The organism is Erythrobacter sp. NE805, assembly GCF_046452355.1.
Classification (GTDB): domain Bacteria; phylum Pseudomonadota; class Alphaproteobacteria; order Sphingomonadales; family Sphingomonadaceae; genus Erythrobacter.
Window position 1 is genome coordinate 58,852 of record NZ_JBKFDI010000004.1, and the last position, 19,231, is coordinate 78,082.

Below are 19,231 nucleotides of genomic sequence, written 5' to 3' on the forward strand. Positions count from 1 at the left end.
TGGCCTCAGCCCGGCCAGCCGAGCAGCGGCTTGGTGAGCTCGAGCTCCTCCTCGGGCGGATTGGCGCCGTAGATCGCGCGGTAGGCGAGCAGCACGTGCAGCTCGCTCAGCAGGGCGGGATCCTCGGGTTCCTCGCGCCCGGGGCCGAGCTGGACCTTGTAGCGTTCGAACAGGCTCTGGTCGAGCATGCCCCCGGCGAGCCGCAGCGACAGGCGGGCGAGTTCGGGCGTGACGCCCCCGCGCGCCGGATACCAGCCGGCGAGCACCCGGTCGACCATTGTGCCGTTGCGGCGGTGCCAGAGGCTGCGCATCTCCGAGCTCACCTCGGCCATCTGGACGATGCAGCGGATGATGCCGACGTTGAGCTCGAAGGTCCGCTCGTACCAGCCGAGCCATTCGCGCAGCTGTGCGAAGGGCGAGGCCGCCGGCGGGCGGAGCGGGATCGTCGCCTGCTCGAACTCGAGATAGCGCGTTGCCAGCTCGATCAGGAAATCCTCCTTGCTCGGGAAGTGGATGTAGAAGGTCCCCTTGGCGAGCGACGCGTCGCCGACCACCTCGTCGAGGTTGAGCTCGCGGAACCCGACCTGCTCGAGCAGGTTGAGCGCCGAGATCATCAGGCGCAGCTTGGTCTTCTCGCTGTTGCGCACCGCCTTGATCTCGGACGCCATCGCCTGGAGATAGGCGACGAACCGTACGCCGCCCGCATTGCGCACAGCGGCGCTCGCCGGGGCGGCGGACGCGTCTCGGGTCCGCTTCGCACGGGTTGCCTTGGGCGCTGTCACTGGTCCTCGAACCCCTTCTCCAGAAACCGCGTCGCGATTGCGGCATGCAGCGCCGCGCCGCGCGCCATCACGCTTTCGTCCAGGACCATGCCGGTCGAATGCAGCGCGCAGCAGGATTTCCAGTCCGAACCGTGCTGGCTCGCCCCCAGGAAGATCATCGCCCCGGGCACCTTTTCCAGCACATAGGAGAAATCTTCCGCCCCCATGTTGGCCGCCGGCATGGTCATCCAGCTGTCGTGTCCGAACATATCGCCCACCACACGTTCGGCAAGCGATACCGCGCGGGGATCGTTCATCGTCACGGGGAAACCTTCGATATGAGTGACTGACGCGTCCATTTCGTGCGTGCGGGCGATCCCGATCGCGATCCGCTCGAGCGCCTCGAGCATCGTCCCGCGCGAGCGCGGCGAGAGCGTGCGGATCGTTCCCAGGAGGCGCGCGGTGTCGGCGATCACGTTGTCGGTGGTGCCGGCGACGATCTGGCCGACGGTGAGCACCGCCGGGTCGGCAACGGGGATGCGGCGGGCGACGAAGGTCTGGAGCGCAAGGACGATCTCGCAGGCGACCGGAACCGGGTCGAGCGCGTCATGCGGCATCGCCGCGTGGCCGCCGCGCCCGGTGACCTCGACGATGAAGCGGTCCGAGGAAGCGAGCATCGCCCCGGCGCGCGCGCTCAGCACGCCGTGCGGCGCATTGGGCATGACATGAAGCGCGAAGGCGGCATCGGGCAGGGGATCGAGCAGGCCGTCCTCGATCATGAAGCGCGCGCCGTGGTGACCCTCCTCGCCGGGCTGGAACATGAACATCACGCGGCCTGCGATCTCTTCGCGCCGGGCGGCGAGCAGCTTGCACGCGCCGACCAGCATCGCGGCGTGGCTGTCGTGGCCGCAGGCGTGCATCACGCCGGCAAAGCGCGAGGCGAAATCGAGGCCCGTCTCCTCGGGCATCGGCAGGGCGTCGGTATCCCCGCGCAGCAGCACGGTGCGCCCGGGCCGCGCGCCTTCGAGGATGGCGATGAGGCCGGTGGTCGAGGGACCCGAGCGCCATGCGAGCGGCAGGCCATCGAGCGCGGCCCTGATCTTGTCGCGGGTCAGCGGGTTGTGCAGCCCCAGCTCGGGCTCGGCATGGATCGCGCGTCGCAGCGCGACCAGGTCGGGGAGGAGCTCTTCGGCGCGGGCGGACCAGGCAATCTCGTTCATCGGGCGATACTCCTGCGAAAGCGGTTCGCAATCAAGCCGGAGCCTGTGCGGGGGCGGTGTCGGGGATCAGGCGCTGTGCGGCGTGGATCCAGGCGCGGTCGATCAACCCGCCGCGCACCCGGAAGATCGCGGTCGCGCGCATCTCGCGGCCGGGGAAGTATTCGAGGTCGGTCACGAGGCCCTCGTGGCAATGGCGGTGCTCGATGACGACCCGCAGCTCGGGATGGTTGCGGAAGCGCTCGCCATAGCTGGCGCGGATCGCCTCGCGACCGGCGATCACCAGCTCGTCGTCCCCCACGGTGCTGCGCACGACCGCGTCCTCGGTGTAGCACGCGGCGAAGAGGTCGGCGTCCTTGGCGTTCCAGGCGTCGGCCTGGCGCTGCACGATGGCGATGGCGAGGTCATCCGTATCGGTCATTGCGAGGACTCCGCGATGGTGTCGAGCGCGTCGGCGAGGCCGCCGAGCAGGGCGCGGGCGGCGGCGAAGGCCTCGGGGTCGCCGCAATTGAGCGACACCGCGATGTCGGCGCCGAGGGCCGGGATGCGCACCGCGGCGCTCCCCCAGAAGCCGGTATGCCCCAGCGCCCAGTGGCGCCCGACCGCCATGCTCGCGAGCAGGTGGTTGTGGGTCCGCCAGGTCGGCGCATCGGCAGGCCGCCGCGCGGCCGGGGTCGCGAGCGCGCCCACGAGGTGCGGCATCGCCAGCACCTCGCCCCCGAGCAGGGCTGCCAGGAAGCGGTTGCAGTCGGCGAGGGTGGCGATCAACCCGCCGCCGCCGAACAGGTCGAAGGAGGGATCGTAATCCATCCCCTCGGCAGCCCCGACGGCGAGCCGCGCAGGCGGGAGAGCGCCGTGTGGCGGCGGCTCGGCGCCTTCCCACCAGGTCGAGGCAAGGCCGAGGCGCGCGTAATCGAGGAGCTGGCGCACCGCCCCGGCGAGCGGCTGGCCGGACACCTGCTCGACGATCTCGCCGAGGAGCACATAGCCGGTGTCGGAATAGCTGTAGACCTCGCCCGGCGCTCCCACCGGGCGGGCCTCGGTGATGGCGAGGGCGACCTGCTCCTGCCGCTCCCAGCGCCTGTCCGGGGTCGCTGCGACGGCGGCGCGGTAGCTCGCGGTCGCGGTGTGATCGGGCAGGCCGCCGGTGTGGGTGAGGAGATGGGCGATGCGCAGCGCCGCGGGATCATGGCCGCCGTCGCGCAGCATCGCGTTCGTCCGCGGCAGGAGAAAACCCGCGACCGGATCGGCGATCGCCAGCCTGCCCGTCTCGGCCAGCCGATGGATCGCGGCAGCGACGAAGGGCTTGGTGATGCTGGCGATGCGGAACGGCCGGTCGGCGAAGCCGGGGCCGATCGGCGCGCCGCGCACCGCGCCGCCCTGCCAATCGACACCGCGCGCGGGGCACCGGACCGCCGCCGCGACCGAGGGTGCGCTGCCGGCCCTTGCGAGCGCCTCGCTGCACAGCCGGGAGAATAGCGGGTCCGCTGCGATCATGCGTGCGCGAACCGCGTCGGCGAGACCTCGGCCAACATCGCCTCGCTCGCGAAGTCGGGGAGCGTCCCGCCGAGCGTCAGCGCGGCGGCGAGGCGCGCGGCGGCGGGCGCCATCTGGATGCCGTATCCGCCCTGTCCGGCGAGCCACAGGAAAGGGGGCGCCGAGCGCGGGTCGCCGCCGATCACCGGCAGGCGGTCGGGCGCGAAGGTCCTGAGACCCGCCCAGGCCCGCGGCGCCTTCGTCACCGCGATGCTCGCCACCCCGAGGATTCGCTCGATCCCTTCGGCAAGCGCCATGTCGTCGGCATAGGCATCGTGCGGTTCGACGTCGGTCTCCTCGGCCGGCGAGACCAGCAGCAGGCCGGCGTCGGGCTTGAAGTAGAACCGCTCGTCGATGTCGATGACCGCGGGCCAGCTCTCGAAGCCGGGGAAGGTGGGCGGCTCGACCAGGGCCGCGGTGCGGCGCTTGGGCTGGAGGCCGAGCGGGCCGAGGCCGGCCTTGCCGGCGACCGTGTCAGCCCAGGCACCGGCGGCGTTGACCAGCACGCCGCAGCCGATCTCGCGCCGCGTCGTGCGCACGCGCCAGCCTCCGCCCGAGGCCTCGGCGCTGACCAGGGCCTCGTCGCAGGCGAGGGTCCCGCCGCCCTGCTGGAAGCGGCGCAGATAGGATTGCTGGAGCAGGTCGACGTCGATGTCGGCGGCGACGCTGTCGTCGAGCCCCCCGGCGATCGCCTCGGGCCGCAGGATCGGCACCATCGCGACCGTCTCTGCGGCATCGAGCGGGGCCAGCGTGCCGCCGCTCGAGCGCGCCATCGCCGCGAGCGAGCCGGCCTGCGCATGGGTCGCGACGAACAGCCCGCCGCGCGGCTTGAGGAAATGGCGCCCCTGCGCGTCGGCTTGCAGCAGCGCCGCGTGCGAGGCGAGCGTCAGCGTGCGGACCGGGCCGCCGCCATAGCCCGGGGCGTAGAGTGCAGCTGACCGGCCAGTCGCATGGTGGCCCGGACGGGTTTCGGCCTCGATCAGCAGCACCGAGGCAGCGCCGACAAGTTCCGCGGCGACGGTCGCACCCGCCATGCCCGCGCCGACGACGATGACATCGACATTCTCGCTCATGCCTGCCACTATGGCTTGTCGGCTCCCGCATTTCAACTATACTTGTAAGTCATATGAACGATGACATGACGCGCGATGACGGCAAGGCGGCGGTTCCGGCACTGAGCGAGCGCTATCGTTCCGCCGCGCAGGCCTTGCCGACGTCCGTCGCGGCGGGCCTCGCCGGCTCGGCGGTCGAGGGGCACTGGATCGACGCCGACCGCTTCTTCTTCGTGACCGAGGTCGAGCAGCCGGACGGAGCGATCCTCCCCCTGCCGTTCCTCGCCTCGCGCGCCGCCGGAAGTGCGCGCCCGGCCTTGCCGCCCGAGCGGATCTTCGCCGCGCTCGCCGCCCGCTTCCCGGACTTCGAGGCCGCCGCCCGGACCGCGCTGGGCTACGGTTGCAAGGTGCCGGGCGAGCTCGTCATCCGGTTCCGCGACAAGGCGCTGACGATCGACCTCGAGACGGGCGAGGCGGTGAGCGAGGCGCACGTCCCGACGCAACCCGAAGTCCGCTCGCCCGATGGCCGCCACGCCGTCCGGATCGACGGGCATGACCTCGTCCTCCACGACGGCACGACCGGCGAGGCGAGGCCGCTGACCACAGACGGCGAGGCGGACTGGCCCTATGGCCAGCCCCCGCAGGCTAGCCTCGCGAGCATCGCGCTGCGGCGCTCGCCCCAGCCGGTCGCGCTGTGGTCTCCGGGAGGCGAATGGCTGCTCACCCACCGCATCGACGAGCGCCACCTGCCGTTTCGCACCATCGTAGAGAGCGCGCCGGCGGGGGGAGGGCAACCGCTCGCGCACCGCTTCCGCTATGCCACCGCGCGCGATCCGCTGCCGCGCTGCCGGCTGGTCGCGATCCATCCCTCCTCGGGTCGGCGCGTCGATATGCCGGATGAGGACGTGACGCTGTTTCCGCCGCTGCTCAACCGGCACGCCTGGTTCATGGACGAGACGCGCATCTGCCGGGTCCGCGGCGACCGCCATCAGCGCCGGCTCGAACTGGTGATGACTGAGCTCGCAACCGGCTCCGAGCGCGTGGTCCTCACCGAGCAGGCGGAGGACGGCTATGTCGAAAGCCACCCCCTGATCGGCCACCCCCCGGTGTGCCGCTATCTCGCCTCGCGCGACGAGGTGATCTGGTGGTCGGAACGCGACGGGTGGGGGCATCTCTACCTCTTCGACGCGCGTTCCGGCGAGGTGATCCGCCAGCTCACGCAAGGGCAATGGCAGGTGCGCGACATCGTCGATGTCGACGAGGCCGGGCGCACGGTCCTGATCACCGCCACCGGGCTCGGCGGGGAGGCGGACCCGATGCTGCGCAGCCTCGCGCGGGTCTGCCTCGACACGGGTCGCACCGACCTGCTGCTCGCGGGGAGCATGGCCGAGGGCGACGTTGCGGTCTGCCCGGAGATGCCTCCCCCGGACGGTGACGGTCTGCGGGGCGCGACGATGCCGCGCTCGGTGTCGCCCGACGGGGGAGCCGTGGTGGTGCGCCGATCGGGGCCCTTCGCGCCGACGCACACCCTCGTCCTCGATACACGGACCGGCAGGCAGAGCGTCATCGCCGCGCAGACCCGTCGCACCGAGCCGGAACGCGCCTTGTGGCTCGACGTGACGGCGGCGGACGGGACGACGGCGCTCAAGGCGGCGCTCTACCTGCCGCGCTGGCATGACGGGCGCGCGCCGCTGCCGCTGCTCGATCTGGCCTATCCCGGCCCGCAATCGGTGCTGTTGTCGCGCACCGACGGGGGGCGCGTCGCTGCCCAGGCGCAGGCGCTGGCGGAGCTGGGACTGGCGGCGATGATCTGCGACAGCCGCGGGCTGCCGTTTCGCGGCCGGGCCTTCCACCAGGCGGGGTATGGCGACCTGCTCGAGCCGCAGATGGCCGATCACGTCGCGGTGATCGGGCAGCTGTGCGAGCGCTTCGCGTTCCTCGATCGCGAGCGGGTCGGGATCCTTGGCGCCTCGGCGGGGGGTGCGGCCGCGGCCTATGCGATGCTCGCCTATCCGCAGGTCTACCGCGCCGGGATCGCGATCTGCGGCCCCTACGACCCGGCCGACTACCTGTGCGGCTGGGTGCTCAAATATGTCGGCGCGGACCGCGACGGCGCGTGGGAGCGCCAGCGCATCGCCCGCCTCGCCGACCGGCTCGAGGGGCGCTTGCTGCTGATCCACGGCGAACTCGACGACAATGTGCACCCGACCCAGACGCTCCGCTTCGCGGACAGGCTGATCGCCGCCGGAAAGCGCTTCGAGATGCTGATCGTGCCGGGGGCCGGGCACATGGTGCAGCTAACCAGCGCGCACGCGCAGCAGCGCATCTGGGACTTCCTGGTCGAGCATCTGCGCGGGGAGTCGCCGCCTGCGGTTCCCCCCCTCGCCTATGGCCCGCAGGAGCTTGGCGTGCTGGGCCGAGTCCACGGCCGCGAAGCCGGATGGCTGTGACGTTTCGGTCACGACTGTACCGCAAGGTCGCCTCGAAGGGTCCTCGAAACTGGCCTGAAAGATCGCCGCAGGGGGCATAGTCTCCACCCCTGACCGCAAGCGTGCCTCAAGATAATCTCGTGGAATCATAGACCCTTGTTTCGTCGCTTCCCCGCGCCTGCGCTTGCATAGATGACTCTATCGTTGCGGCTGCGCGCAAGCTTGTTGACACCGGGCGGCCTGAGCACATAACATGACTTATAAGTCATAAGAGGCGGTCAGGGAGGATCGCCCCCGTGGCGGAAGGGCTCAACCTGCGGCTGTTGCCGATAATGAGGGGGTTTGAAGATGGTCGGGATTCGGAATTTCGCGATCCGCACCGCGCTGGCCGCGGGCGTTGCCTCGGCAGCCTTGGCGGCGGGCGCTGCAAGCGCGCAGGACTCGGGCACCGCCGCGGCCGAGGATGATGCGGACCGGTCGGTCTCGGCCAACGAGATCATCGTCACCGCTACCAAGCGCAACGAGCGCCTCGTCGACGTGCCGATGGGCGTCACCGTCATCACCGGCGAGGAACTGGAAAAGCGCCAGGTGCGCAGCTTCCAGGATCTCACCGCCTTCGTCCCCGGCCTCTCGATCCAGACCTCGAGCCCGGTCGTCACCCGCCTGATCCTGCGCGGCCTCAACGCCGGCGGGGCCGGCTCGACCGTCGCGGTCTATGTCGACGACAGCCCGATCGGATCGAGCAACGCGCTGCTCCAGGGCGCGCTCCTGACCTCCAACCTCGACACCTTCGACATGGCCGCGATCGAGGTGCTCAAGGGCCCGCAAGGCACGCTCTACGGGGCGAACAGCCAGGGCGGCCTCATCAAGTATGTCACCAATGCCCCCGACACGAGCGGCTTCTCGGGCCGCGCGCAGGGCGAGATTAACTCCGTCGACGGCGGCGAGATCGGCTACGCGGTGCGCGGCGTGGTCAATGCCCCGCTCGGCGAGAAGGCGGCGATCCGGGCGAGCGGCTTCTACCAGAAGCTCCCCGGCTTCATCGACGACACCAACCTCGGGATCGAGGACGTCAACAGCGGCAAGCGTTACGGCGGCAGGCTCTCGCTCAAGGTTGACGCCACCGAGACCCTCACCGCGCGGGTGACCGGCTTCTACCAGCGCCTCGAGACCCGCGCCGATCCGAATGTCGACGTGGTCGGCTCGCCGCGCACCTATGCCCTGCCCGGGCCCGACATTTTCAAGCCCTTCGCCGGGGACCTCGAGCAGCGCCGCTACCTGCTCGCCACCCGCTCGCAGGATTTCTACAACATCGGCGGCGAGCTCGACTGGGATCTCGGCGGGGTGACGCTCGAATCGATCACCAGCTACAGCCGCGCCGAGAACCGCCAGCTGCGCGACGGCGGCGCGGGCGCGGCCGGCTACCTTCCGCCGGCCAGCCCCGCCGCGCCCTTCGGCGTGCCGGTGAGCGCCAACTTCTTCCTCACCAACTTCCTGTTCGGCGGGCAGCCGACGCTGCTGCGCGGGAAGGAATACTTCAAGCTGACCAAGTTCACGCAGGAGCTGCGCCTGCAATCGCAGGGCGAGGGCTTCCTCGGCTGGCAGATCGGCGGGTTCTACACCCACGAGAACACCTTCTCCTCGCAGGACCAGCAATTCGTCAACGCGACCACCGGTGCGGTCATCACCACGCCTCCGGGCCCGGGCGGCGAATACACGATCGACGCGCGGTACACCGAGTTTGCGGGCTTCGGCGAGATCGACCTGCGCTTCTCGCCGAGGTTCGAGATCAATGCCGGCATCCGCTATTCGACCAACGACCAGCGCGCGCTGCTCGGCGTGGGGAACGGCTTCCTCGGCATTCCGGCCGGGCAGCCGCCCTCGCGGCAGACCATCAATACCGACGAGGATGCCGTGACCTTCTCGGTCTCGCCCAAGTGGAAGGTCAACGAGGACACGCTGATCTACGGCCGCGTCGCGAGCGGCTTCCGCCCGGGGGGGCCCAACCTGGTGCCGCCCAACGCGCCGCCGAACTACCCGCTCGGCTACAAGTCCGACTCGACGATGAACTACGAGCTCGGCTTCCGCACGACCCTTCCCGATCGCAGCCTGTCGCTCGACATCGCCGCCTACCGGATCGACTGGACCGACATCCAGATCATCTCGCTGGTGCCGCTCAACAACACCATCATCGGGGTCACCGGGAACGCCGGTGAGGCCCGTTCGGAAGGCGTCGAATTCGCCGTCACCGCCCGGCCGAGCGAGCGCCTGACCTTCATGGTCAACGGGGCCTACACCGAGGCCAAGCTCCAGCAGGATGCGCCCGGCATCGGCGGCGCCAAGGGCGACCGGCTGGCGTGGGTCCCCGATCTGACGCTCACCCTCGACGGGGAGTATCGCCTGCCGCTGGGCGGTGACACGGAAGGCTTCTTCGGCTTCACCGCATCCTATGTCGGCGAGCGGTTCACCGATTTCGGGACCTCGATCTTCGCCACGCCGCACATCCCGCTGCCCGATTACACCACCCTGTCGCTGCGCGCCGGGGCGGACATCGGGAAGATCCGGATCGAGGCCTACGCCCGCAACATCACCGACAGCCGGGGCATGTTCACCTACAGCAACGCTGGGGCGGGCGCGCCGACGATCACCGGGACGAAGGCGATCATCCAGCCCCGCACCTTCGGCCTCGTCGTCACCAGCAATTTCTAGCTGATGAGCGATGCCGAAAGCCGCGTGACCACGCCCGTCCTCGGGGCGAGCTTCGCAAGCCCCGAGGGATGGGCGGCGGTCGCGGAGGATCGGGGCATCGTGCTGACCGCGCCGGAGGGTGACCTCGCCCTCCGGCTGGTCGACATTGCCTCGGCGGCGACGGGGGAGGAGGCGACCGCGCTCGCCCGGGCGGCGGCGTCGCTCGATCCCGCGCGCCCGGTCCGCGTCGCCGCGGCCGAGGCGCCGCGGCAGGGCTGGGCGCAGGTGTTCTCGACCCTCTACGAACCTGCCGAACCGGGTCGCTGGGAGCAGGCGAGCGCCTTCGGCACGCCGGAGGGCTGGACCGTCGCGATCGTCGAAGGGTCGATGGCGACTTTCGAGATGCGCGCGGCGGCTGTCATGCTGGTTCTCCAGAGCCTCCACGCCCCAGGCCACCGGCCCGAGGACGTGTCGGGGGTGACGCCGCGCAGGCTGGACCGTGACGCCATCGCCGAGATCCTCGACTTCCTGCGCGAGGCGATGGACCGCCTCGCGATCCCCGGGATCGGCATCGCGCTGGTCGAGGGCGAGGACATCGTCTTCGAAGGCGGGCTCGGGGTGCGGTCGGTCGAAACCGGCGGGCCGGTCGACGCCGACACCCTCTTCGCCATCGCCTCCAACACCAAGGGCCTGACCACGCTGCTGCTCGCCAGCCTCGTCGACGAGGGGCGGCTCGCCTGGGACGCCATCGCCCACGAGGTGTTCCCCGCCTTCCGGCTCGGCGACCCGGCGCTCACCGACAGGATCGCGATCCGCCACCTGGTCAGCGCCGCCACCGGCCTGCCGCGCAGCGACCTCGTGTGGAGCTTCACCAACCGCGCCGACACGCCGGCGAGCCGCATCTTCGAGATGCTCGAGGGCGAGACGCCGACCAGCGGTTTCGGTGAGGTTTACCAGTACAACAACCTCATGGCGGCGGCGGCGGGCTTCATCGGGGGCGCGGTCGCGCATCCGGAGCTCGACCCCGGCACCGGCTACGACCTCGCGCTGTCCGAGCGCATCTTCGGTCCGCTCGGCATGGAGAGCACGACGTTCGACCGCGCCGAGGCCTGGGCCGGCAATCACGCCGCGCTCCATGGGCAGGATGCCGCCGGGCGCACGATCGCGGTCGACCCCGGCATCGCCATGACCAACTACGCCTCGCGCCCCTCGGGCGGCGCCTGGTCCTCGGCGCATGACCTGATCCGCTACGTGCGGCTCGAACTCCTCGAGGGTCGCCTGCCCGGCGGGCGGCAGCTCGTCTCGCGCGAGAACCTGCTCGCCCGCCGCGCGCCGGGGGTGGCGATGGGGGCGAATGCGCATTACGGCATGGGTCTCGTCGCCGACCGCGAGGCGGGGGTCAGCGTGATCCACCACGGCGGCAGCACCCCGGGCGCGATGAGCGACATTCTCGTGCTTCCCGAGGCGGGGATCGGCGCCGTGCTGCTCACCAACGCGGATTCGGGAATGTTCCTGCTCCCCGCCTTCAAGCGGCGGCTGGTCGAGGTGCTCTACGGCGCCGCCCCCAAGGCCGCCGCCGATGTCGCCGCGGCCGCGCAGCGCATCGCCGCCGACCTCGCCCAGTTCAACGCCGCCACCCGGGTTCCGCCCCCGGGACGCCTGCCCGCCCGCTACAGCTCCGACGCGCTCGGCGACCTGTGGACCGAAGGCGAGGGCGAGGGCCTCCTGTTCCGTTTCGCGAGCATCGCCTGCCCGATGCGGGTGCGCGACGAGCCGGACGGGTCGCTCTCCTACGTCACCGCGCATCCGGTCCTGCGGGGCTTCGCCTTCACCGCGCCGCCGGGCAGCGACGCGGCCGAGCTCGTGATCCGCGAAAGCCAGCGCGCCTATCGGTTCCGCGCCTGCCTTGAGGAGCAGGCGTCGTGAAGGGCCAAGCCGCAAGCACCGCGCCCGTGTGCGGCACAGAAAGGGAGTAAGGCCATGACGGTCCACCACGCGCCGCCCGCGATTGCCGACGCCGCCGTCGCCGACCCGACGCTGGTCAAGGAGCCGGTGCCGCTCTCGGCATGGCTCGGCCTCGGGGTGCTGTTCTTCGGGACGATCTACGCAACTGTCGATCGCCAGATCTTCGTGATCTTCGCCGAGGCGATCAAGAACGACCTCGGGCTCTCCGATACCCAGCTCGGCATCCTCCAGGGCGTCGGCCTCACGCTCGTCGGGCTGATAACGGTCTACCCGATCGCGTGGATTTCCGACCGCAAGGACCGCCGCCACGTGGTCGGCACCTGCATGCTGCTGTGGAGCCTCGCGGTGCTCGGCTGCGCGCTTTCGCCGGGGTTCGGGCTGCTGCTGCTGTTCGCCTCGATCGTGGGCATCGGCGAGGCGGGGACCACGCCTGCCGCCTATGCGATGATCCCGGACCTGTTTCCCAAGTCGGCGCGCCAGCTCGCCAATTCGGCCTATGCCATCGCGGCGCGGCTCGCGGGCGTGCTCGGCATCTATATCGCCGGGCTCCTGATCGTCGTCGTCGCCGAGGTCCGCCCGCTGCTTCCCGCGGAGCTCGGGGCGATGCACGAGTGGCGTCTCGCCTTCCTGATGACCGTGGTCTTCGCGCCGCTCGCCATCGTCCCGATTTTCCTCCTTCCGCGGCGGGTGGCGGGGGCCCCTGCCGCGCACGCCCCGGTTGCCGAGCAGGCCCCCGCGCCGGTCGAAGGGCTCGAGACGGTCTGGCAGTTCCTCACGCGGCACCGCCGCGCGTGGACGGCGACCATGACCGCGGCGCTGTTCATGGCCTTCGGCTCGGTGGCGACGGCAGGCTGGGCGCCGGTGATCGCCCAGCGCTATTTCGAGCAGACCCCGCAGGCGAGCGGCGAGTGGATGGCAGGCGTCGGGCTCGCGTCGGGCATCGCCGGCTTCCTGGTGGGAGCACCGATCATGCAGTGGCTTCAGCCGAAGTTCGGTATCAAGACGCCGATCTACGTGCTGGCATGGAGCCTGTTCGTCCAGGCGCTGCTCGCGCTGGCGCTCAGCTTCGTGCGCAGCGTGCCGCAGCTCTACATCCTGTGGGGCGTGCAGGCGACGGCCGGGATGATCTCGACCATGACCATCCCGACGATCCTCCAGAACATGGCGCCGATCCACCTGCGCTCGCGGATCTTCGCGATCTCGAGCTTCGTCGGGATGGCGGGTGCGCTGAGCTATGTCGCGGTCGGGTTCATCTCCGACCGGCTCAAGGACGCGATGGACTTCCCGCTGCTCTACTCCGCCTCGGTCATCGGCTTTGCGGGCCTGCTGGCGGGAGCGTTGCTGTTCTGGCGCTCGCAGGACGCCTATGCCGAGCTTGCGCTGGAGACCGACGCATGACGCGCGCCTTCATCGCCTCGATGGCGACCGAGACCAACTGCCATTCGCCCTTCCCGACCGGGATGTCGGCGTGGGAGCTGGGGGGCATCACCCGCAAGGCCTCGCTCGAGAAGGACGGGTTCGGCGGCCAGATCCTGTCGGTCTATCGTGAGCTGGCCGAGGCTGCGGGCTACGAGGTGGTGGAGAGCCTGACCCTCTCGGCCGAGCCTGCGGGAAAGACGGTGCAGAGCGTCTACGAGGGCTTTCGCGACGCGATCCTCACCGATCTCGCGGCGGCGGGGGAGGTCCGGCTGGTGCTCCTCCTCCTCCACGGGGCGATGGTCGCGACCGGCTATGACGACTGCGAGGCCGACCTCGTCGAACGCATCCGCGCGATCGTGCCCGATGCGGCGATCGGCGTCGAGCTCGACCTTCATTGCCACCTCTCGGCCGAGCTGGTGCGCGCGGCGGACTTCGTGATCCCCTACAAGGAATATCCCCACGTCGACGGCTCGGAGCGCGCCGCCGAGCTCTTCGACCTGTGCCACCGCAAGCTTGCCGGCGAGCTCGCGCCCGTCGCCGCGCTGATCGACACGCGGATGATCGGCTTCTACCCGACCTTCGACGAGCCGATGCGCTCGATCGTCGCGCTCGCACGCGCGATCGAGGGCGAGCCCGGGATCCTCTCGGCCTCGATCGCGCACGGCTTTCCCTGGGCCGACGTCGCCGACGTCGGCACCCGCATCCTCGTCTATGCCGACCGCGATCCCGCGCTGGCGAGCGGCGCGGCGGAGCGGTTGGCCGAGCGGCTCTATGCCGCGCGAGAAGAGTTGCGCCCGACCTATCCCGGCATCGCCGAGAGCCTCGATCGCGCCGCCAACCTGGAAGGCCGGGTGGTGCTCGGCGACTACAGCGACAATCCGGGGGGCGGCGCGCCCTGCGACAGCACCTTCTTCCTGCGCGCCATCCTCGAGCGCGGGCTCGGCGAGGTGGCGATCGGCAGCTTCTACGATCCGGTGCTCGCGCAGGTGGCGCGCGATGCCGGGGTGGGGGCGCGCCTCGCGGTGCGGCTCGGCGGGAAGACCGGGCCGATGTCGGGCGACCCCGTCGACCTCGAGGTCGAGGTGATGGGCATCGCCGCGGATCACACCCAGAGCTGCTTCGAGGCGCGCACCAAGACCGGCCTTACCGTCTGGCTGAGGCACGCAGGGATCGACATCCTCGTCAACGACCTGCGCACCCAGGTCTACGGCACCGACTTCTTCACCGGGCTCGGCATCGACCTCGGGTCCAAGCGGCTGATCGTGGTCAAGTCGAGCAGCCATTTCGAGCACGATTTCGGCCCCGTCGCCGATCACATGTGGCGGGTCTCCTCGCCCGGAGCGCTCGATATCGACATGGCGAACTTCACCTTCACCAGGCGCGACAATGTCTTCCACCCGCGCCTCGCCGATCCCTGGGCGACGCATGGCCGCCCGGTCCCGCTGGTGATCGCGGGGAGGAGCGCGTGAGGGTCACCTTCGACGCGGCCAAGCTCGCCGAGGCGCTGAAGCCCCACGACCGCAGCGATGCGCCGGGCTTCGCGATCGGCGTCGCGCACCGGGGCGTGCCGCTGTTCCGCCGCGGCTACGGCCTCGCGAATTGCGAGGCGCCGCTGCTGCTCACCCCCGCGAGCCGCATCCGCATCGGCTCGACGAGCAAGCACTTCACCGTGCTCGCCGTGCTGCTGCTCGCCGAGGAGGGCAGGCTCGCGAGCGACGACAGCATCCGCCGGCACCTTCCCGATATGCCGGACTGGGCCGAGCCGATCACCATCCATCACCTCGTCACCCACACCTCGGGGATGCGCGACAGCCTCGACGTCATGGACCTGACCTCGGGCGTGATGGGCCGCTCCGACGCCGTGCCCCACGCCGTGCAGCGGGCCCTGCTGCGCCGCCTCACCAGCACCAACTTCGCGCCCGGCACCGACTGGAACTACTGCAACGGCGGCTATGTGCTGCTCACCGAGCTGATCGAGCGCTTGTCCGGCATGGACTACGCCGCCTTCGTCAAGGAGCGGATCTTCGATGTCGTCGGCCTCCACGACACCGCGGCGCGGCCCTTCGACACCGACTTCCTGCCCGGCAGCGCGACCCTCCACGTCGCGCAGCCCGATGGAAGCCACCGGCGCGGCATCTTCGGGCCCGAGGTCGGGGGCGAGGGGAACCTCGTCTCGACCGTCGACGACATGCTGCGCTGGCTCGGGGCGATGCGCGAGCGGCGCATCGGGACCGCGCGGACCTGGGAGGAGATGTTCCGCAGCGGCCGGGTGCGGGGAAGCGAGACCGGCTATGCCGGGGGCCTCGTGACCGGCACCTGGCGCGGTCTCAGGACGCTGTTCCACACCGGCATGGTGTTCGGCGGCAATTCGCAGATGCTCACGCTTCCCGACCACGCGCTCGACGTGGTGGTGCTCGCCAACACCAGCGGGGTGAGCGCCGCCGAGACGGCGTGGAAGGCGGTCGAGGCCTGCATCGAGGGGCTCGAACCCGCACCCAAGAGCGCCGCGACGCGGGTGCTCAGACCGGGCTGCTATCGCTCGCCGGACACAGGCCGCTTCATCGCGCTGGTCGATGCCGGGGACAGCGTGGCGCTCTCGTTCGACCCGGTCACCATGCCGCTGCGGATCGAGGAGGACGGGCGCGCCTGGCTGCCGGCGAACCTCATGGCCGGGGCGTGGATCGCGCAGGCCGGCGATGCGCTCGAATGGCACGAGTTCGGCGGCATCGACCGGCTCGAGCCGCTCGCCGCGGCCGCGGACCAGAGCAGCGCCGCCATCGCCGGGCGTTACCGCTGCACCGAGATGGATGCCGAGGCCGCGGTCGACGCCGACGGCAAGTTGACGATCACCACCGATCACGGCAAGGCGCGCTTCGGCCTCGTGCGCAAGACGAGCGATATCTGGGCGCTGGTGTCCGAGCGCGACGGCTGGACAGGGACGCTCGAGCATCGCGGCGGCACGGTGCTGCTGTCGACCTTGCGCACGCGCCGCCTGCCTTTCCGGTCCACCGCCCAGCCATCGGAGTTGCCCGCATGATCCGCTACATCGAACCCGGAGCCCGGATGAGCCAGGCCGTCATCGCGGGCGGCTTCGTCTTCCTCGCCGGCCAGGTGGCGCGCGACCCGGTGCCCTCGGTCGAGGCCCAGACGCGCGACATCCTCGCCAGCATCGACCGCCTGCTCGCCGAGGCCGGCAGCGACAAGACGCGGATCGTCAGCGCGACGATCTGGCTGGCGGACATCGCCACCTTCGCCGAGATGAACACGGTCTGGGACGCCTGGGTGCCCGAGGGTCACGCCCCCGCGCGCGCGACGGTCGAGGCGAAGCTCGCCCTGCCGCAGTTCCTCGTCGAGATCGGGATCACCGCGGTCGTCTGAGGCCTACTCGGGCACGGTCTTGCCCGGGTTCATCAGCCCGTCGGGGTCGAGCGCGCGTTTGATCCGGCGCATCACCGCCAGCGCCTCGCCGTGCTCCTCGGCCATGTGGGCGAGCTTGTGGAGCCCGACCCCGTGCTCGCCGGTGATCGTCCCGCCCATCCTCAGCGCGCGCTCGGCGATCCCGGCGACCAGCGCGTCGGCGCGGGCGCGCTCGGCGGCGTCGTCGGGCCTGAACAGCACCAGCAGGTGGAAATTGCCGTCGCCGACATGGCCGACGATCGGACAGGTGAGGCCCGACGCCTGCGCCGCCTCGCGGGTCTCGAGGATGCAGTCGGCGAGCCGGCTGATCGGCACGCAGGCATCGGTCGCGAAGCTCTCGAAGCCCGGCTTCAGCGCCCGCGCGGCCCAGTAGGCATTGTGGCGCGCGGTCCACAGCCGGGTGCGGTCCTCCTGCCGCTCGGCCCAGTCGAAGGCGCCGCCGCCGAAGCTGTCGGCGACCGCGCGCACCTGCTCGATCTGCTCGCGCACCGCCGCTGGCGAGCCGTGGAACTCGAAGAACAGGGTCGGCTGCTCGGCCAGCCCGCCAAGGCCCGAGTGGGCGATGCAGGCCTTGATCTGCAATTCGTCGAGCAGCTCGATCCGGGCGAGCGGGATGCCCATCTGGAGCAGGACGGTGACCGCCTCGACCGCGCCGCGCAGGGTCTCGAACTGGCAGAGGCCGGCCGCGATCTGCTCGGGGATGCCGAACAGCCGCAGTTGCAGCTCGGTGATGACGCCGAGCGTCCCCTCGCTGCCGACGTAGAGCCGCGTGAGGTCATACCCGGCCGAGGACTTGCGCGCGCGCGTGCCCGTGCGGATCACCTCGCCCTGCGGAGTGACGACGGTGAGGCCGAGCGTCACCTCGCGCATCGTGCCGTAGCGCACCGCATTGGTGCCGCTCGCCCGCGTCGCCGCCATCCCGCCGAGCGTCGCGTTGGCGCCGGGGTCGAGCGGGAAGAACAGGCCCTTGTCGCGGATCGCGTGGTTGAGCGCCTCGCGCGTCACCCCTGCCTCGACCCGGCAATCGAGGTCGCCCTCGTTCACTTCGATGACGCGGTCCATCCCCGAAAGGTCGAGGCTGATGCCGCCGTGGAGCGCCTGGATCTGGCCTTCGAGCGAGGTGCCGACGCCGAAGGGGATGACCGGCACGCCGAAGCGGCGGGCGGCGTTGACGGTCGTGACGACATCCTCGGTGGAGCGCGCGAACACGACCGCGTCGGGGAGCATCGGGTCCTGGAGGCCCTCGCCGTGGCCATGCGCGGCGCGCACCGCCTCGCCGGTGGCGACGCGCTCGCCGAGGAGGCCGTGGAGCTCGGCGACGACGCTCTCGACCACCCGCGCGTCGCGGCGGCGCGGCGCCGCCGCGCTCACGAGATCGCTCCCGCGACGGCCTCGGTGATCCCCTCGCCGTGATAGGCGCGCGGATCGAGCTTGCGCAGCACCGAATCGATGCCCTCGCGGTTGAAGCCCTTGAAGCCGTCGTTGCGCTCGATGTTCTCGAGGTGGGTGACGATCGAGCCTTCGAGCCGCAGCTTCTCGGCCTCCTCGGCGCCGATGTGCCCGGCCGCCTCGAGCGCGTCCACGCGGCGCGGATCGACCGGGGCCATGTCGCCGCAGGTCAGCTCCTGGTAGAGGTGTGCGAAGTCCGAGAACGGCGTCATGAAGGCGATGCCGGCCGCGGTCAGCTGGCCGCGCAGCGCGACGTTGTCGTAGAGCCCCGCGACGTGGTTGAGCCCCGCCTCGAGGATCGATTCCCCGAGCAGTTCGGACAAGAGCCCGGCGCGGCGGTGGCGGGGGAGGTCGGGGAGCACCTCGTGGGCGAAGTCGATGGTCAGCTCCTCGGGGGCGAGATCGACGTCGGCGAAGATCGTCGAGCCGATCACCGGCTGTTCGAGCACCTGGCTGCCCCACCCGGCGAGCTCGCCCGCGTAGAGCATCTCGCGCAGCTCGTAGCCGAGCTTCTCGAGGATGCGGATGGTGTGGCGGAAGTGGCGGCGCGAGCTGTCGTAGGTGTGGTGGTCGATGTTGCACCAGCCGACCCCGGCGGCGTCCTGGCGCTGCTTCTGGAAGCGGCCCGAGGCGCAGCGCTTCATCCAGAACTCGCGCTCGGCCTTGAGCCACAGATCGCAGGCCCAGTGCGGGCCGAGATCGGCGATCGCGGCGTCGACCAGCGCCTCGGTGTGGGCGAGCCCGGCCTCGACCGTGTCGAACTCGCGCCGCCGCACGCGCAGGGCGTTGAAGTGGATGCGGGCGAGGCGCAGGAGGTCCTGCGGGACCTCCGGGACGTCGAACCCCGCGTGCCCGCTGCGCTCCACCACGCCGACATCGGTGCTGCCGCCTCTAAAGGCGATCGCGCGGCGCAGCGGGTTGCCCGGCACGCCCTCGATGGGGGCCGTGATCCGGTTGGCCTCGAGGAAGGTGGCGACATCCTCGACCCGTAGCCACACGGTGGTGCGATCGCCCAGCACCAGCGGCGGGAACAGGCCCGCGGCGTTGCGCCACACCCCGGCCTCCGCCGGGCTCCAGCCCGCGCGCTCGAAGCCCGCGGCCGCGGCGGCTTCGGCGAGGGTGATGTGATCGAGGATGTCGCGCAGGCGGATCGCGGTGTCCTCGAGCAGCCGCCCCGCGAAGGCCGCCGCCGGGGCATTCCCGGCGAGCGCATCGTCGAGGAAGGCGGCGAGCACCGCCTCGGCCTCGGGCTCGCGCGCCCACAGGCGGTCGTTGCGTCGCTGGCGGTCCATCATCCT

At 70.9% G+C, this 19,231-nt stretch carries 14 protein-coding genes; 7 read left to right on the forward strand and 7 right to left on the reverse strand.

The window, feature by feature from the left end:
* Positions 1 to 5: 5 nt before the first annotated feature.
* Genes ACLBKU_RS14400 through ACLBKU_RS14420 form a run of 5 tightly spaced genes read right to left on the reverse strand, consistent with a single transcriptional unit; the run spans position 6 to position 4,587 of the window.
* The gene (locus tag ACLBKU_RS14400) at positions 6 to 782 is read right to left on the reverse strand and encodes a TetR/AcrR family transcriptional regulator (protein ID WP_410180247.1); all 777 of its coding nucleotides are present in this window, start codon (positions 780 to 782) and stop codon (positions 6 to 8) included.
* On the reverse strand, positions 779 to 1,981 hold the full coding sequence (locus ACLBKU_RS14405; protein ID WP_410180248.1) for a M20 family metallopeptidase: 1,203 nt from the start codon (positions 1,979 to 1,981) through the stop codon (positions 779 to 781). Before ACLBKU_RS14405 ends, ACLBKU_RS14400 begins: the two co-directional genes overlap by 4 nt.
* A 31-nt stretch (positions 1,982 to 2,012) precedes the next feature.
* Entirely contained in the window at positions 2,013 to 2,399 is a 387-nt protein-coding gene (locus ACLBKU_RS14410; RefSeq protein WP_410180249.1) for an SgcJ/EcaC family oxidoreductase, read from the reverse strand.
* Positions 2,396 to 3,475, reverse strand: coding sequence for a serine hydrolase domain-containing protein (locus ACLBKU_RS14415; RefSeq protein ID WP_410180250.1), 1,080 nt, complete (start codon positions 3,473 to 3,475; stop codon positions 2,396 to 2,398). Before ACLBKU_RS14415 ends, ACLBKU_RS14410 begins: the two co-directional genes overlap by 4 nt.
* A complete protein-coding gene (locus ACLBKU_RS14420) occupies positions 3,472 to 4,587 on the reverse strand; it encodes an NAD(P)/FAD-dependent oxidoreductase (RefSeq protein WP_410180251.1) in 1,116 nt (371 codons plus the stop codon). Before ACLBKU_RS14420 ends, ACLBKU_RS14415 begins: the two co-directional genes overlap by 4 nt.
* 65 nt (positions 4,588 to 4,652) lie before the next feature.
* Here ACLBKU_RS14420 and ACLBKU_RS14425 point away from each other — a divergent pair, with 65 nt between their 5' ends.
* From ACLBKU_RS14425 to ACLBKU_RS14455, 7 genes are all read left to right on the forward strand, one after another.
* On the forward strand, positions 4,653 to 7,016 hold the full coding sequence (locus ACLBKU_RS14425; protein ID WP_410180252.1) for a prolyl oligopeptidase family serine peptidase: 2,364 nt from the start codon (positions 4,653 to 4,655) through the stop codon (positions 7,014 to 7,016).
* A gap of 327 nt (positions 7,017 to 7,343) precedes the next feature.
* Positions 7,344 to 9,704, forward strand: coding sequence for a TonB-dependent receptor (locus tag ACLBKU_RS14430; RefSeq protein WP_410180253.1), 2,361 nt, complete (start codon positions 7,344 to 7,346; stop codon positions 9,702 to 9,704).
* 3 nt (positions 9,705 to 9,707) lie between these two features.
* Complete coding sequence (locus tag ACLBKU_RS14435) at positions 9,708 to 11,609, forward strand: serine hydrolase domain-containing protein (RefSeq protein ID WP_410180254.1); 1,902 nt, start codon at positions 9,708 to 9,710, stop codon at positions 11,607 to 11,609.
* A 54-nt stretch (positions 11,610 to 11,663) separates the two neighbouring features.
* Entirely contained in the window at positions 11,664 to 13,046 is a 1,383-nt protein-coding gene (locus tag ACLBKU_RS14440) for an MFS transporter (protein ID WP_410180255.1), read from the forward strand.
* The gene (locus ACLBKU_RS14445) at positions 13,043 to 14,536 is read left to right on the forward strand and encodes a M81 family metallopeptidase (protein WP_410180256.1); all 1,494 of its coding nucleotides are present in this window, start codon (positions 13,043 to 13,045) and stop codon (positions 14,534 to 14,536) included. Before ACLBKU_RS14440 ends, ACLBKU_RS14445 begins: the two co-directional genes overlap by 4 nt.
* Entirely contained in the window at positions 14,533 to 16,104 is a 1,572-nt protein-coding gene (locus ACLBKU_RS14450) for a serine hydrolase domain-containing protein (protein WP_410180257.1), read from the forward strand. The genes ACLBKU_RS14445 and ACLBKU_RS14450 overlap by 4 nt, the downstream gene beginning before the upstream one ends.
* Complete coding sequence (locus tag ACLBKU_RS14455; protein WP_410180258.1) at positions 16,101 to 16,445, forward strand: RidA family protein; 345 nt, start codon at positions 16,101 to 16,103, stop codon at positions 16,443 to 16,445. Before ACLBKU_RS14450 ends, ACLBKU_RS14455 begins: the two co-directional genes overlap by 4 nt.
* A gap of 3 nt (positions 16,446 to 16,448) precedes the next feature.
* Here the strand turns inward: ACLBKU_RS14455 and ACLBKU_RS14460 are convergent, their stop codons facing one another.
* Both ACLBKU_RS14460 and ACLBKU_RS14465 read right to left on the reverse strand, forming a co-directional pair.
* Entirely contained in the window at positions 16,449 to 17,855 is a 1,407-nt protein-coding gene (locus ACLBKU_RS14460) for an FAD-binding oxidoreductase (protein WP_410180259.1), read from the reverse strand.
* The gene (locus tag ACLBKU_RS14465) at positions 17,852 to 19,228 is read right to left on the reverse strand and encodes a hypothetical protein (protein WP_410180260.1); all 1,377 of its coding nucleotides are present in this window, start codon (positions 19,226 to 19,228) and stop codon (positions 17,852 to 17,854) included. The genes ACLBKU_RS14460 and ACLBKU_RS14465 overlap by 4 nt, the downstream gene beginning before the upstream one ends.
* Positions 19,229 to 19,231 lie beyond the last annotated feature (3 nt).

Coding starts and splice junctions, on each gene's coding strand:
- ACLBKU_RS14405 (WP_410180248.1), bottom strand. CDS start 1,981: ATGAACGAGATTGCCTGGTCCGCCCGCGCCGAAGAGCTCCTCCCCGAC.
- ACLBKU_RS14410 (WP_410180249.1), bottom strand. CDS start 2,399: ATGACCGATACGGATGACCTCGCCATCGCCATCGTGCAGCGCCAGGCC.
- ACLBKU_RS14415 (WP_410180250.1), bottom strand. CDS start 3,475: ATGATCGCAGCGGACCCGCTATTCTCCCGGCTGTGCAGCGAGGCGCTC.
- ACLBKU_RS14420 (WP_410180251.1), bottom strand. CDS start 4,587: ATGAGCGAGAATGTCGATGTCATCGTCGTCGGCGCGGGCATGGCGGGT.
- ACLBKU_RS14425 (WP_410180252.1), top strand. CDS start 4,653: ATGACGCGCGATGACGGCAAGGCGGCGGTTCCGGCACTGAGCGAGCGC.
- ACLBKU_RS14430 (WP_410180253.1), top strand. CDS start 7,344: ATGGTCGGGATTCGGAATTTCGCGATCCGCACCGCGCTGGCCGCGGGC.
- ACLBKU_RS14435 (WP_410180254.1), top strand. CDS start 9,708: ATGAGCGATGCCGAAAGCCGCGTGACCACGCCCGTCCTCGGGGCGAGC.
- ACLBKU_RS14440 (WP_410180255.1), top strand. CDS start 11,664: ATGACGGTCCACCACGCGCCGCCCGCGATTGCCGACGCCGCCGTCGCC.
- ACLBKU_RS14445 (WP_410180256.1), top strand. CDS start 13,043: ATGACGCGCGCCTTCATCGCCTCGATGGCGACCGAGACCAACTGCCAT.
- ACLBKU_RS14455 (WP_410180258.1), top strand. CDS start 16,101: ATGATCCGCTACATCGAACCCGGAGCCCGGATGAGCCAGGCCGTCATC.
- ACLBKU_RS14465 (WP_410180260.1), bottom strand. CDS start 19,228: ATGATGGACCGCCAGCGACGCAACGACCGCCTGTGGGCGCGCGAGCCC.